Here is a 14,211-nt window from a genome sequence, read left to right on the forward strand (position 1 = left end):
AGGGGTCGCAGACTGGGGGTCGCCTTCTCAGGGGTCGCAGACTGGGGGTCGCCTTCTCTTTGGTGACTTTCTCTTGGCGAACCAAGAGAAAGTTACCGCGCCGCCGGGCGCGCACCCCGGCTCCCGCGCTCAACACAGGCACGCCTCTCAAACCAGCGAGCTAGCGAGCAGCGCCCAGGTTTCGACAAGCTCAACCCGAACGGATAGGGGTAGTAACACGCACAGGCTTCGACAAGCTCAGCCCGAACGGTCGGGGAAGTCTAGGCCAAAGGCGTCGACACACTCACCACGCGACCGGCAGCAAGCCGCAGACCCCGGCAAGGCATCCGCCCATCACTGCGTAGTTCTACGGAGCCCTGCGCGTAACCGCACGAATGTGCAACAACACGCTCATTTCCTACAGTTCTCCCACGGCGCCACAACGGGTGGCACCGGCCCCAAACACCGGAGAACAAACACCATGCAAAAGACCATCGCCCAGACCGCCGCCGCCATCACCCTGGCCCTGATCGCCACCGCCGCCAGCGCCGAAGGCGTTCGCACCGAGAAGAACATCTCGCTCGACCTGGCCAACCAGATCGCCGCCCACACCGTGGCCGCCTGCACCGCCAACGGCTACAACGTGACCGCCACCGTGGTGGACCGCGCCGGCACCGTGCGCGCCGTGCAGCGGGCCGACAACGCCGGCCCCCACACCCTGGAAGCCAGCCGCCTGAAGGCCTACACCTCCGCATCGGCCAAGAACACGACGCTCGCGATCATGGAAGGCTCGCAAAAGAACCCCGCCGCCGCCAACCTGGGCCAGATCCCCGGCTACCTGCTGCTGGGCGGTGGCGTGCCGCTGAAGGTGGGCAATGAAGTCATCGGTGCCGTGGGCGTGGGCGGCGCGCCCGGCGGCCACCTGGACGAGCAGTGCGCCATGGCGGGCATCGCCAAGGTGGCCGATCAGCTGAAGTAAGTAAGTAAAACCTGCAGCGTCCGCGCCTCCTGAGCAAGGGCGTGGACGCTGAGCAGTCACCCGCCGCCGCAACCTCCACTGCAAAAGGGACACACGCCATGAACCGAACCACCACCTTGCCCCTGGCCCTGCTGGCCGCCGCCCTGCTGCTGGCGCACCCCGCCCAGGCGCAAGTGCCACCCACGGCCACGCAAACCGCCGCCTACCAGGGCCTGCACGCCGCTGCAGCGCGCGGCGACACGGCCAAAGTGCAAAAGCTGGTGGCGGCCCGTGCCGAGGTGAATGCGCGCGACAGCTATGGCCGCACGCCGCTGCACGTGGCCACGTTTGCCCGCCAGCGCGATGTGATCCGGCTGCTGGTGCAAGCCCAGGCCGACATCAATGCGCTGGAGAACGACCGCTACGACGCCGTGACCATCGCCGCCGTGGCGGACGATGAAGACACCCTGCGCCTGCTGCTGCAACTGGGCGCGAGTGCGGCGCAGGTCACCAGCCGCTACGACGGCACCGCCCTGATTGCCGCGGCGCACCTGGGGCACGACGGCGTGGTGCGCCAGCTCATCGCGGCCGGCGCGCCGCTGGACCATGTGAACAACCTGCACTGGACGGCGCTGATCGAGTCCATCGTGCTGGGCGACGGAGGCCCGCGCCACCAGGCCACCCTGCAGGCGCTGCTGAAGGCCGGTGCCAGCCAGGCGCTGACGGACCGCCAGGGCAACACGCCGCTGCAACTGGCGCGCCAGAGGGGCTACACCGCGATGGTGCAGATGCTGGAGAACCCGGGTGCGGGGCTGCCGCTTTGAGCTGTGCTGGTTGTGCCAGTGCTGGGCCCGAAGCTGTGGCTGCGATGGTCGCGGTAGGCTGCAGTAGCGCCAGTCATTGCGAATGCCAGGCAGGCAGGCAATTGCTATACAAATAATAGCTGCCAGCGCTTGACCAACAAGCGGTAGCGGCCAGTTTCACTTGAATTTCTACCCCACCAGCACCGAGCCAACCTCTGGGACCGGCGCTCGCAGTGGTGGACCCTCCTGACCACCCACCTGCACGGCGTGTCGCAGGTCAGGAGGCAGGATGCTATTGAAACAATAGCTGCCAGCGCTCTACCAAAAAGCGGTAGCGGCCTTTTTCATTCAAAGTCCTGCTCGCCCGTCACCAGGCGCGCCTTCACGGTCTTGCCCTTCACGCGGCCCTGGTTCAGGCGCTGGGCAGCCTGCGCGCCGATGGCGCGGTCCACCGCCACATAGGTGGAGAAGTCGTTCACGTTGATCTTGCCGATCTGCTCGCGGGTGTAGCCCATCTCTCCAGTCAGCGCGCCCAGCACGTCGCCGGCGCGGATCTTTTCCTTGCGCCCGCCGATGATCTGGATGGTGACCATGGGCGGCACCAGCGGGCCGCTGCCCGTGGGGGTCAGGTCAGCCACCGGGTACCAGCGCGATTCGCGGCCCTGCAGCACCTCGATCTTGCCCACGCTGCCCATCTCGTCCAGGCTGGCCAGGTTCAGCGCCAGGCCCTCGGCGTCGCCCCGGCCGGTGCGGCCGATGCGGTGGATGTGCACCTCGGGGTCGGGCGTCACGTCCACATTGATCACCGCGGCCAGGTTGGCGATATCGAGGCCGCGCGCGGCCACGTCGGTGGCCACCAGCACCGAGCAGCTGCGGTTGGCAAACTGCACCAGCACCTGGTCGCGCTCGCGCTGCTCCAGCTCGCCGAACAGCGCCAGCGCGCTGAAGCCCTGCGCCTGCAGCACGCCCACCAGGTCGCGGCACTGCTGCTTGGTGTTGCAAAAGGCAATGGAAGAGTCGGGCCGGAAGTGGTTGAGCAACTGCGACACGGCGTGCAGGCGCTCGCTGTGCTTCACCTCGTACCAGCGCTGCTCGATCTTGCCTTCGGCATGCTGGGCTTGCACGGTGATCTGCACCGGCGACTTCATGAACTGCGCGCTCAGCTTGGCGATGCCTTCGGGGTAGGTGGCCGAGAACAGCAGGGTCTGGCGCTCCTTCGGGCACTGGCGCGCCACGGTGACGATGTCGTCGAAGAAGCCCATGTCCAGCATGCGGTCGGCCTCATCCAGCACCAGGGTGTTCAGCGCTTCCAGGCTCAGGTGCTGGCGCTCCAGGTGGTCCATCACGCGGCCGGGCGTGCCCACCACGATGTGCGCGCCGTGCTCCAGGCTCAGCATCTGGCCGCGCAGCGGCACGCCGCCGCACAGGGTCACGACCTTGATGTTTTCTTCGGCGCGCGCCAGGCGGCGGATCTCGGTCGTCACCTGGTCGGCCAGCTCGCGCGTGGGGCACAGCACCAGGGTCTGCACCGCAAAACGGCGGGGGTTGAGGTTGGCCAGCAGCGCCAGCGCAAACGCGGCGGTCTTGCCGCTGCCGGTGCTGGCCTGGGCGATCAGGTCCTTGCCCAGCAGCGCGGGCGGCAGGCTGGCGGCCTGGATGGGGGTCATCTGCGTGTAGCCCAGCTGCTGCAGGTTGGCCAGCATGGCGGGGTTCAGCGCCAGCGTGCTGAAATCAGTGCCGGCTTGGTTTTCTTTGGAGGTCATGCCCCGATTATCCGGCCCAGGCCTTGCGGGCGGGGTTACCGGGCCCCTTCCATGGCGTGCAGCATCCGGGCAACTACCCGCGCGGCGCCGCAGGAGGATCGGCTATAACGGTCAGTCAAAGCACGGGTGGGACATGCCACATTCCAACAACGCCACAGCGAATGCACCAGCAGGCCAGGGGGGCGCGAGCGACTCGCTGCTGCGACTGATCGCCGATTCGGTGCCCGCGCTGATGGCGTACTTCGACGTGCCCGCGCTGCGCTGCCGCTTTGCCAACCAGGGCTATGCCGCCTACAACGGCCACAGCACCGACTCCATCCTGGGCCTCACGGTGCAGGAGGCCATCGGCGACAAGGCCTGGGCGGCCATAGAGCCGCATGTCGAGCGCTCCACGCGCGGCGAGCACGTGAAGTACACCCGCGAGCAGACCCTGCCCAACGGCGAGATGCGCATGATCGAGGTCAACCTGATCCCGCACTTCGGCGCCGATGCGCGCCTGCAGGTGGGCTCGTTCGTGCTGATCACCGACATCACCGAGCGCTGGCGCGCCGAGCGCACCGTGCGCCAAAGCGAAGAGCGCATGCGCAAGTTCACCGAGGCCACCGAAGAGGCCATCGTGTTCCACCGCGACGGCATCATCACCGACGGCAACGAGGCGCTCACCCGGCTGACGGGCTACGCACTGGCCGAAGTCACCGGTCTGTCGATCTTCAACTTCATCAGCCCCGAGTGGCGGTCCATAGCGCTCGACTACACCCGCACCGGCCGCGAAGACCCGTACGAGGTGATCATCCGCCACAAGGACGGCCACGGCATTCCCGTGGAAGTGGTGGGCAAGACCATGCCGCTGCACCACGCGGACTACCGCATCGTCGTGGTGCGCGACATCACCGCCCGCAAGCAGGCGCAGGAGCGCGAAGCCTTCATCGCGCTGCACGACCCGCTCACGCAGCTGCCCAACCGGCACTTCCTGATGGAGCAGCTGTCGCAGGTGCTGTCGCTGGCGCGCCGCCGCCATGGCCGCGCGGCCGTGCTGTTCGTGAACCTCGACCACTTCAAGACCGTGAACGACTCCCTGGGCCACCGCGCCGGCGACCAGCTGCTGTGCCACGTGGCCGAACGGCTGCGCCAGGGCGTGCGTGACGCGGACGTGGTGGCCCGGCTGGGCGGCGACGAATTCGTGGTGGTGCTCACCGACGTGCAAGGCCCCGAGGACGCCATGCAGGTGGCCGACCAACTGCTGGACGCCATGCACGGCGCCTTCACCGTCGAGCAGGTGCCGCTGACCATCTCGCCCTCGATCGGCATCAGCCTGTTCCCGGACCATGCCGACACCGGCGACGCACTGCTGCGCTGCGCCGACGCCGCCATGCACCACGCCAAGGACAACGGCCGCGGCAACCGCCAGGTCTACGCCCCCGGCATGGACGCCGGCGGCATCGACGTGCTGCGCCAGGAACGCCAGCTGCGCGACGCCATCCTGACCAACGCCTTCGTGCTGCACTACCAGCCGCAGATGTGCCTGGCCGACGGTTCGCTCAAAGGCTTTGAAGCCCTGGTGCGCTGGCAACACCCCGAGCGCGGCCTGGTCGGCCCCGACGAGTTCATCACCTTCTCCGAATCGCGCGGCCTCATCACGCCGATAGGCCGCTGGGTGATGCGCGAGGCCTGCCGTCAGCTCAAAGCCTGGCAGGACCAGGGCCTGGCCATGGTGCCCGTGGCCGTCAACCTCTCGGCCCTGGAGTTCCGCCAGCGCGACGTGGCCGGTGAGATCGCCGCCGTGCTGCGCGACACGGGCCTGGCGCCGCAGTACCTGGAGATCGAACTGACGGAGTCGGTCTTGATGCACCAGACCGGCGACGTGCTGAGCACCCTGAACGCCATCAAGTCGCTGGGCGTGGGGATTTCCATCGACGACTTCGGGACCGGGTATTCATCGCTGGCGTACCTGAAGCGGTATCCGATCGACAAGCTCAAGATCGACCGGTCGTTCGTGGTGGATACCCCGGGGAATGCGGATGACGTGGCCATCGTCACCGCGATCATTCAGATGGGGCGCAGCTTGCAGATCATGACCGTGGCGGAGGGGGTGGAGACGCAGGCGCAGGTGGAGCTGCTGGCGGGGTTGGGGTGCGACATGATTCAGGGGCATGTGGTGGCGATGCCGATGGGGGAAGCGGCCGCACTGGACTGGCTGGAGCGGTAGCGCAGGAGCAAAGCTCGACCAGCCAGTGTTCGCATCAAAATCTGCGGCCCCAGAGCGGGCGGGTTGATAAATCACGTAGCCGCGTGTTGATTTCGGCGTCGGCACTTTAGTGCCCCTGACGTCCGTCACGAAAAAAAGTGGCACCCGAATCAAATAGGGGATTTTTGGGTCAATGCTTGCCTGCCTACGCTTTGCTGTTCATGCCGCTGGCGCGTGTTCGCAAAATTTCATTTTCAATTAGTGCCACGCAAAAGCATCACGGTCTTTTTTCGTTTTCATCCTCGATGAGCAAGACATCGCGCCGGACCCCTTTTTTCAGGTCGGAAAAATTGGGCATCAACAAAAAAATAACTACGACGCCAACAAGAACAACTGCGGAAATTGTACATTCCCCGAAGACATTCCAATAAATCAAAGAAGACTGCGCAGCAAAACACAATAACGCATAAATTATTTTTGGCAATTTTATTCACCTTATATTTTACCAAATGCACAGTTGTCGATGCTATCGATTTGACAGGATGCCATCCCACTCTTCTGCCCAACCCTCACAATGATAACCCCCATTTTCGACCGCGGAGAGCACTGCCGTTTTACGAGCATCATCCAACATGTCGAAAATTTCGCAGAGCTCAGCGACTTGATGATCGCTGAGATTACGCCACGGACCCAGAATATCGCCCAATGCTCCAATTTCGTCAAGACGTACTGCATCAGCGAAGATTGAACGTATCGCGACCAAAAAGAGGAAAAGCCGCCAAGGAATTTCTAACCGACTTCCACACGCCATCGCCCAAATTCACTCCAGCCTACGCAACCAACATTGCCGCCACATTTTCGCTCAATCCGAACAATAATATTAAATAAATCTTGATTATTTAAAATTCACCTCATGAATTAACTTGCTAAAAAGTTCATCAGTGTATCTGGAAGGGGATTTATATATATATGATATATGCAGCGCAATGCCTTTTTTGCAATAAAAGGCAAGAGATGCGAAAATCTCTTTGTTTTCTAAATCATATCCGTCCCGCTTGATAAAAAAGCCATACAATTCTGATGACTCTCGATTTGATGTAATTTTAGAAAAGAAATCTTCGCGCAAATTATTGCAAAAATTACGATTTTCTTTATTCTCGATATCTTCGTAATCCACAATAATTACTGAATCTGTGGATTTGCTGGCAGCAAAGATTGTTCCAGCATTATTGCTCTCAATGTGGAAATTTTCGGGAAAATTTATCGAAAATTTGTTTGTTGAGAATTTTTGCGGTGATCTGGTTGAGCATGCGCCAAATGTACAGAGAGCGATGCAAAAGAGGATTTTCATCCACCGAGGAAAATACAAATTTTTATTCATTTTTGGCTTGGTGAATTAGTTTCCTTTAACATCCCCAGAAAGTCCCCGTGATTGGCATTCACATTTTTGAAGGTTGTTGCGGCCTCTTTTGGCCCTTCGCCCCACTTACCACCCAATTTTGCGATAAAGTCTGTGGAGTTGGTCTCTGCCGGGGCTGCATTAATATTCGTCCACGTACCGACTTTTTCTTTGACTTTGTTGTAGTCTGGTTTTTGCCTGCTTACAGGGTCAATAGTTGTTAATGAATTAATTGGTTTGCATGAATCGACTGCTGCCCAAGCCGCCGTATCACCACCATAGCTGTGTCCTATTAAGTTGATGGGCTCGCCTTCCGGCTGGTTGTTAATAAGATCCACAATCTCGCGGCGCTGATCCCACTCAAAGTATTTCGCTCCCTCTTGACTTTGGGCAAAATTTTTCACTATTCCTGTCGTCCCGTCCCTTGCGCCCCCACCGTAAATATCAATCAGGCCTAAAGGATCCGACCGCTGATTTGGTTTATGCGGATAGACGTGCAAGTTATTATTTCCTAATAATCCGATAGGATCCTGCGTCACATACTGCCCCACGCTGGGATCGTAGTACCGGAACCGGTTGTAATGCAGCCCCGTCTCTTGATCAAGCTGCTGCCCCTGGAAGCGAATGGGTTGATGGATGCGGTGGGGGTTGTACTCCTGTTCGATCTCGCCCCAGGCGCTGTACTTGGCGGCCCAGCTTACGTCTCCGGCTTGATCTCCGTTCGCGTCCACCAGCGCAATGGGCGTGCCCAGGTGGTCCGTCACGAAGTGCCGGATGGTCAGTGGGTGGGCATCCTCGGTTTGAGTTTGTGCTTTCTTGAGGAACTGCAGCGACTCTTGTACTTGGTCTCGCATGTCTTGCGGCAGCAAGGTGGACAGCTGGTAGCCAGGCTGCAGCACTTCCTTCAGTGCCTGGTGCAGCATCTCTCTGTCGCGGCGCTGCAGTTCTGGTTCTTGCGCTGGCGAGTCGCCGCTTGGTAGCCAGGCTGCAGCACTTCCTTCAGTGCCTGGTGCAGCATCTCTCTGTCGCGGCGCTGCAGTTCTGGTTCTTGCGCTGGCGAGTCGCCGCTGCCGACCAGGGCCAGCAGTGTTTTGACCGGGTTGGTCTGCCCATCTTTGTGGCGCTCGATCTGCAACAAGGGCACAAAGCTGCCCGGCTCGTACACCGTGTGGTGGATCTGGCCGTGGGATTGGGTGTGCACCAGCCGGTCCCCATCCCAGCCGTAGTGGGTAGCTTGGCTTTCCTGCCCACTCGGGTGGTGCTCTTTGCCTACCCGCCGGCCGAACGCGTCGTAGCGGTAGGTGGTTTTGCTTTGCACCTGTCCTTGCGGGTCGGTCTGTGTGACTTGCCTTAACTGGTGCAGGCCGTCGTAGTGCAAGGCGGTGGTGCTGCCATCGCCATGGCGGGCTTCAATCCGGTTGCCCCAGTCGTCGTACCGGTAGTGGGTGGCGCCTTCGTCATCTGCGCCCTGGCTCCAGCCGATGCGGTTGTCCCGCCAGCGTTCTACCTGCTCTGTGGCCGGGCTGTCTGTGGTGGGTTGAGGCTGCAGCAAGTTAAACCGCGGGTCGTGCAGGTGCTGCTGGACCTGGGCGGTCCAGTCGGCGCCGGCGGCAGTGTTGCCGCCCGGGTGCTTGCCGGGTACTGGGTCGGGCAGGCGGTTGCCCGCCGGGTCCAGTCTCCAGCGCGCTTGCTGCTCGCCCTGGGCACTGGCGCTGTGCTGCCCGGTCAGCCGTTGGCGGGCGTCGTACTGGTACGCGTCTGCGTGGGTGGGCGTCTGGATGCCCACGAGCTGGCCCAGGCTGTCGTCGTTGGCGGGCGTCGTACTGGTACGCGTCTGCGTGGGTGGGCGTCTGGATGCCCACGAGCTGGCCCAGGCTGTCGTAGGTGTAGCGGCGTTGCCGCAGGCCACCGATGAGCGGCGCTGCGCTGGCGGGGGCGCTGTTTGGTCCGGGCAGGCCCTGCCAGCGCTGGTGCAGCAGGCGCCCCAGGGGATCGAGCTGGCGGGTTTGTGTGAGCTCCGGGCTGGCGCCCTCTCCGGGCAGCAGGTGCAGGGTGCGGCCCACTTCGCGGTGCAGCTTGTCGCGCTCCAGTGCCACCAGGGGCATCTGGTTGAGCAGCACGCCGTGCACGTGGCCCGAGCGGTAGCTGAGCCAGTCGAGCTGGCCGATGCCCTGCAGTTCGCTGATCACCTGAACAGGTGGAAGTTCGAGACTGCTTGAACTGACCGTTGGCAGGTCAGCCGTCGCATACATGTCCCTTTGTGTTGGGCTAGATAGGGCTCATGTCGCAACGAATTAGGTTTCTGCAATATTGCCATATTTGGATGTCAATTTTGAAATCAGTAGGATTAAAAATGTACTGACAAATATCGACACAGAAATATTTAAAGCATCAATAGCAATCATCTTAAAAAACCTGCTCAAAGCAGGCTTTTCAAGCCCCTTCAAATTATGAAAAAACTCCTGCCAACCAAAATTATAAAGAATGATTTCCAACATAGTTCCCGCAGGGAATATCAGGTAAAAACAAAAAATAACTGCAAATACTGCAATCCTAAAATTCTGCTTATTCAATTTATAGATATTAAGTATTTTTCTTGAAATTAACATTAGAAAAATCCAGCCGATTGCCCAAATGCCAACTATTTGCATTACCCATGAAACCAAGAACGTTTTCTCACTACCAAAAACAATGGCTGCCACACCTACAATCCAAACAAAAAAACTCACAAAGAAAAATGCATTAAATTTCGTCATTATTTGAAAAATTCAATTATTGGTGCACTTGGAGGAGCCAATAAAGCAGCACAATTTTTTGCAGGTGCCGTTGCGTATCCCAGAGCTTTTGCGGACTTGGCGATTGGGCCATCTGACGCACTTTCCACAGCTGCCGACACCGGACCAGCGGCATAGATTGAGGTCTCTTTTGCAGCCAAAGCCAATTTAACTGCTTCAGGGGTAAGCTCATCTCTATTGACTTTATCTGCAATTTCTTTTTCTGCCTTACACATCAGCGCATTTTGATCAATTTTCACCTGACGCCCAATTTCTTTGTTCTCCTTCCAATCAAGAGCGTCAGAGATTTTATCGAATATGCCTTTTGCTGTTCCAATATCGGGGCCTTTGGAAGGCGCGCCCATTGGATTGAGGCCTAGAGGATCTACAGAACTCAAAGGATCCCTTGGGTAAGCTATCGTATTTAGTCCTCCGATCAACCCAATAGGATCCTGGCTCACATACTGCCCCACCCTTGGGTCGTAGTACCTGAACCGGTTGTAGTGCAGCCCCGTCTCCTGATCAAGCTGCTGCCCCTGCAAGCGGATGGGTTGATGGATGTGGTGGGGGTTGTACTCCTGCTCGATCTCGCCCCAGGCGCCGTACCTGTCGGCCCAGCTTACGTCTCCCGCTTGATCGCCGTTCGCGTTCACGAGCGCAGCGGATGCGCAAGGATAGACACCTTAAGCATCTTAATAAAATTATATTTCCAAACGGAATTAATCAAGCATCACCGCCAAGCCTTAAGATCAAATAACCACATCCGCCCACAAAGTAAAGCCAAACAATCAAGATTGTTATTTTTATAGAAATTATAATAGCACGGATTTTTTTACCAAATTTTTTGCCGTTATTTGCAGCAATCCATTTTGTAAATTTCCAATTATTGCCCGGCGTATTATTTAATATAATATGAGGGGAACCAATTTTTATAAATTCATCAGGATAGTCCCGTTGCAGCTCTTGAAATAAAAATTGACAAAGTACCATTCCCACTATTGCTATAAAAAAAACAATCCACACCAAAATCTGCATGGAATTATCATTCATGGCTTATACCCAATCGTAACTCCTGTTGATACTCCAACGGTACCTACGCCTGGAGAAATCTTCCCAGACAGCCCGCCCACTCCCCCAGCTGCCTTAGCTGATATGCCCAACATTCCATTTCCAGCCGACGCGTTGCCCTGGATAATTATTCCTTTAGGACCACTCCCAACCACTAACTCTTGGCCTGCTGCAGTGCAACTTGCACTCAAACCAGCTTGCGGACCCACGCCAACATACTGAACTCCGTTTTCATTGTTGTATTCAACTGTCGCGCCTATAGGGCCGACTCCTCCACGGTATGAACAAGTCATACCAGAGGTGGGTTTAACTTGAATGGGTGGGAGTTCGGGTTTGCTCGAGTTGGCAGGTGGCAGTCCAGCTGCGCACTCAGCTGTTGCACACATACTCTTTTGTCCCGGACCAGGTCTAGTTGGGAAGTTTACCGGACCTCTATTTTTAAGGTCGAAAAGGCCCAAAGGATCAACGGAGTTCAGTGAATCATGGTCTACATAAGAAGATCCATTAGTTCCTCCTAGCAAACCAATCGGATCCTGAGTTACATACTGCCCCACCCCGGGATCGTAGTACCTAAACCGGTTGTAATGCAGTCCGGTCTCTGCATCAAGCTGCTGTCCCTGCAAACGAATGGGTTGATGGATGCGGTGGGGGTTGTACTCCTGCTCGATCCCCCAAACGCTGTACCTGGCAGTCCAGCTCACCTGTCTTGCGGCTTGCCCGTTGGCATTCACCAGCGCAATGGGTGTGCCCAGGTGGTCGGTGAGGATGTGCCGGATGGCCAAAGGGTGGGCATCCTCGGTGTGAGTTTGTGCTTTCTTGAGGAGTTGCAGTGACTCTTGCACTTGTTCTCGCATGTCTTGCGGCAGCAAGTTGGACAGATGAAAGCCCGGCGGCAGCACCACTTCCTGGTCGTCGCTGCCCACCATGGCCCGCGGGCATTCGACGGGGTTTGTGTGGCATTGCTCGCTGCGGTTTATCTGCAGCAGTGGCACGAAGCCGCCCGGGTAATACGAAGTGTGTGTGGATATTTCGTTGAACCGCGTGTGCATGTGACACACGTGCACCACCTAGAAGACTTTCGTCCATCATGCTGCTGAATGCATGCGATCAAATCTCAACGAGATTATCCAACGCCATCTTAATACCGCTACCGCATCACGCAAAAAATGACTATTTTCCACCCCTTGCATTGAAATACAGCCCGTAGCAAGACAAAGCGCATGCAGAACCAAGCGCAAAATTCAACACAAAAATCAGCCTTCCGAATGCACCCGAAAGATAATCATAAAATCCAATCATCCCAACGATCAAAACCATATGAAGTATCGCAACAGCACCCAAATTATTAGAAGATATTTTTCTATTCGAATAAAGAATTATTGATAAAAATGCAAATATTACAAGCAATGCTACCAAATTCACAAACGGCACAAATTCATTCAACAAAACCAAAACAGCCACCAAAATTACAAAATAATAGCGACCGCCGACAACATTTTCATGAATTTCTTTTTGAGGGCTCATAACTATTGATAATCTGATTTTTTACACGATTTAGGAGAGCCGGACGGCGAAGCAGCAGGCATAGATGATGCAGTAGCATCCGCGCCGATAGAAATAGTTTTTTTGATAGCCGTCAAAGCCACGTCTTTAAAAAAACCACCGGGAGCTCCAGCGCCAGCTATATCAATGACAGTATCACTCGCATGAACAATATTTGGCGGTGGTTTAAGCATTTTGGATCCCGCATCGGCAGCTGCTCCAATTACCGCAGCCACCGGAGCCGCTGGAGCGAGCACGCCAGAATATGTCATTCCGACAGCCGCTGCTCCAAAATAATCTGCCTGTTTACCCAAATAGTCTGCCCACTCATCCTTAGACTGGGGAAAAGCATTTTTAACAGCCGATGCTGCCGATCCTAAAAAAGAGGTGGTGGCAGAAGCGCACCCACCTCCTGAACATTCCCCCAGCAGCCCTAATGAATCATAATAAGTAATGGGATTTACCGGATATAAGGCATTATTAGCTCCCCCACTAAGTCCAATCGGATCCTGAGTCACATACTGGCCCACCTGGGCGTCGTAGTACCTAAAGCGGTTGTAATGCAGCCCGGTCTCCGCATCAAGCTGCTGCCCCTGCAAACGGATGGGTTGATGGATGCGGTGGGGGTTGTACTCCTGCTCGATCTCGCCCCAGGCGCCGTACCGGGCCGCCCAGCTCACTTCTCCCGCTTGATCCCCGTTCGCGTTCACCAGCGCAATGGGTGTTCCCAAGTGGTCCGTCACGAAGTGTCGGATGGCCAACGGGTGGGCCTCCTCGCTGTGAGTTTGTGCTTTCTTGAGGAACTGCAGTGACTCTTGCACTTGGTCTCGCATGTCTTGCGGCAGCAAGGCGGACAGCTGGAAGCCCGGCTGCAGGACCTCCTTCAATGCCTGGCGCAGCATTTCCTTGTCGCCATGCTGCAGGTCTTGCTCTGGGTCCTCGCTGCCGGCCAGGGCGAGCAGTGTTTTGACGGGATTGGTGTGCCCTTGTTGGCTGCGCTGTACCTGCAGCAATGGCACGAAGCTGCCCGGCTCGTACACCGTGTGGTGGATCTGCCCGTGGGACTGGGTGTGCACCAGCCGGTCTCCATCCCAGCCGTAGTGGGTGGACTGGCTGTCTTGGCCGGTCTGTTGGTGTACCTTGCTCACTCTGCGCCCGAACGCGTCGTAGCGGTACGTGGTTTTGCTTTTCACCTGTCCTTGGGCATTGGTTTGGAGAACCTGCCGCAATTGGTGCAGGCCGTCGTAGTGCAAGGCGGTGGTGCTGCCATCGCCATGGCGGGCTTCAATCCGGTTGCCCCAGTCGTCGTAGCGGTAGTGGGTGGCACCTTCGTCACCTGCCCCCTGGCTCCAGCCGATGCGGTTGTCCCGCCAGCGCTCCACGTGCTCTGTGGCAGGGTTGTCCGCGCTGGGCTGTGGCTGCAGCAGGTTAAAGCGTGGGTCGTGCAGGTGCTGCTGGACCTGGGCGGTCCAGTCGGCGCCGGCGGCGGTGTTGCCGCCCGGGTGCTTGCCGGGTACTGGGTCGGGCAGCCGGTTGCCCGCCGGGTCCAGCCTCCAGCGCGCTTGCTGCTCACCCTGGGCGCTGGCGCTGTGCTGCCCGGTCAGCCGTTGGCGGGCGTCGTACTGGTACGCGTCTGCGTGGGTGGGCGTCTGGATGCCCACGAGCTGGCCCAGGCTGTCGTAGGTGTAGCGGCGTTGCCGCAGGCCACCGATGAGGGGCGCTGCGCTGGCGGGGTCGCTG

At 58.3% G+C, this 14,211-nt stretch carries 13 protein-coding genes; 3 read left to right on the plus strand and 10 right to left on the minus strand.

Annotation, left to right across the window (positions count from 1 at the left end; genetic code table 11):
* Positions 1-460 precede the first annotated feature (460 nt).
* Positions 461-958 (plus strand): GlcG/HbpS family heme-binding protein, encoded by a 498-nt coding sequence (locus ASG27_RS11720; RefSeq protein WP_056417144.1) that lies wholly within the window; start codon positions 461-463, stop codon positions 956-958.
* 98 nt (positions 959-1,056) lie between these two features.
* Complete coding sequence (locus ASG27_RS11725) at positions 1,057-1,761, plus strand: ankyrin repeat domain-containing protein (protein WP_056417147.1); 705 nt, start codon at positions 1,057-1,059, stop codon at positions 1,759-1,761.
* 323 nt (positions 1,762-2,084) lie between these two features.
* On the opposite strand, the gene dbpA is transcribed toward ASG27_RS11725, so the two are convergent.
* Positions 2,085-3,503 carry an ATP-dependent RNA helicase DbpA gene (gene dbpA, locus ASG27_RS11730; RefSeq protein WP_056417150.1) on the minus strand — a complete coding sequence of 473 codons (1,419 nt, stop codon included), beginning with the start codon at positions 3,501-3,503 and terminating at the stop codon, positions 2,085-2,087.
* 133 nt (positions 3,504-3,636) lie between these two features.
* On the opposite strand from dbpA, the gene ASG27_RS11735 reads away from it, so the two are divergent.
* The gene (locus ASG27_RS11735; RefSeq protein ID WP_056417153.1) at positions 3,637-5,709 is read left to right on the plus strand and encodes a putative bifunctional diguanylate cyclase/phosphodiesterase; all 2,073 of its coding nucleotides are present in this window, start codon (positions 3,637-3,639) and stop codon (positions 5,707-5,709) included.
* A gap of 874 nt (positions 5,710-6,583) precedes the next feature.
* Here the strand turns inward: ASG27_RS11735 and ASG27_RS26695 are convergent.
* From ASG27_RS26695 to ASG27_RS25935, 9 genes are all read right to left on the minus strand, one after another.
* Entirely contained in the window at positions 6,584-7,039 is a 456-nt protein-coding gene (locus ASG27_RS26695; protein WP_156370687.1) for a hypothetical protein, read from the minus strand.
* 26 nt (positions 7,040-7,065) lie between these two features.
* Complete coding sequence (locus ASG27_RS27790) at positions 7,066-8,010, minus strand: RHS repeat-associated core domain-containing protein (protein ID WP_082493186.1); 945 nt, start codon at positions 8,008-8,010, stop codon at positions 7,066-7,068.
* Positions 7,992-8,873 (minus strand): RHS repeat domain-containing protein, encoded by an 882-nt coding sequence (locus ASG27_RS11740; RefSeq protein ID WP_056434608.1) that lies wholly within the window; start codon positions 8,871-8,873, stop codon positions 7,992-7,994. The genes ASG27_RS27790 and ASG27_RS11740 overlap by 19 nt, the downstream gene beginning before the upstream one ends.
* 508 nt (positions 8,874-9,381) lie before the next feature.
* A complete protein-coding gene (locus tag ASG27_RS26700; protein WP_156370689.1) occupies positions 9,382-9,816 on the minus strand; it encodes a hypothetical protein in 435 nt (144 codons plus the stop codon).
* Positions 9,817-9,842: 26 nt separating this feature from the next.
* On the minus strand, positions 9,843-10,514 hold the full coding sequence (locus tag ASG27_RS27860) for an RHS repeat-associated core domain-containing protein (protein WP_082485951.1): 672 nt from the start codon (positions 10,512-10,514) through the stop codon (positions 9,843-9,845).
* A 70-nt stretch (positions 10,515-10,584) separates the two neighbouring features.
* Positions 10,585-10,911 carry a hypothetical protein gene (locus ASG27_RS26705; RefSeq protein ID WP_156370691.1) on the minus strand — a complete coding sequence of 109 codons (327 nt, stop codon included), beginning with the start codon at positions 10,909-10,911 and terminating at the stop codon, positions 10,585-10,587.
* Positions 10,908-11,978, minus strand: coding sequence for an RHS repeat domain-containing protein (locus ASG27_RS27865; protein ID WP_082485952.1), 1,071 nt, complete (start codon positions 11,976-11,978; stop codon positions 10,908-10,910). The genes ASG27_RS26705 and ASG27_RS27865 overlap by 4 nt, the downstream gene beginning before the upstream one ends.
* Before the next feature lie 121 nt (positions 11,979-12,099).
* Entirely contained in the window at positions 12,100-12,453 is a 354-nt protein-coding gene (locus ASG27_RS26710) for a hypothetical protein (protein ID WP_156370693.1), read from the minus strand.
* A gap of 2 nt (positions 12,454-12,455) precedes the next feature.
* Positions 12,456-14,211, minus strand: a 1,756-nt coding sequence (locus ASG27_RS25935) for an RHS repeat-associated core domain-containing protein (protein WP_200943986.1), incomplete at its 5' end; no start/stop codon positions are given.

This window comes from Acidovorax sp. Leaf191 (genome assembly GCF_001424425.1).
Lineage (GTDB): Bacteria > Pseudomonadota > Gammaproteobacteria > Burkholderiales > Burkholderiaceae_C > Acidovorax.

What these genes read in the sequence shown, in the direction of transcription:
- ASG27_RS11720 (WP_056417144.1), top strand. Translation starts at nt 461, where the DNA reads ATGCAAAAGACCATCGCCCAGACCGCCGCCGCCATCACCCTGGCCCTG.
- ASG27_RS11725 (WP_056417147.1), top strand. Translation starts at nt 1,057, where the DNA reads ATGAACCGAACCACCACCTTGCCCCTGGCCCTGCTGGCCGCCGCCCTG.
- dbpA (WP_056417150.1), bottom strand. Translation starts at nt 3,503, where the DNA reads ATGACCTCCAAAGAAAACCAAGCCGGCACTGATTTCAGCACGCTGGCG.
- ASG27_RS11735 (WP_056417153.1), top strand. Translation starts at nt 3,637, where the DNA reads ATGCCACATTCCAACAACGCCACAGCGAATGCACCAGCAGGCCAGGGG.
- ASG27_RS26695 (WP_156370687.1), bottom strand. Translation starts at nt 7,039, where the DNA reads ATGAAAATCCTCTTTTGCATCGCTCTCTGTACATTTGGCGCATGCTCA.
- ASG27_RS27790 (WP_082493186.1), bottom strand. Translation starts at nt 8,010, where the DNA reads ATGCTGCACCAGGCACTGAAGGAAGTGCTGCAGCCTGGCTACCAGCTG.
- ASG27_RS26705 (WP_156370691.1), bottom strand. Translation starts at nt 10,911, where the DNA reads ATGAATGATAATTCCATGCAGATTTTGGTGTGGATTGTTTTTTTTATA.
- ASG27_RS27865 (WP_082485952.1), bottom strand. Translation starts at nt 11,978, where the DNA reads ATGCACACGCGGTTCAACGAAATATCCACACACACTTCGTATTACCCG.
- ASG27_RS26710 (WP_156370693.1), bottom strand. Translation starts at nt 12,453, where the DNA reads ATGAGCCCTCAAAAAGAAATTCATGAAAATGTTGTCGGCGGTCGCTAT.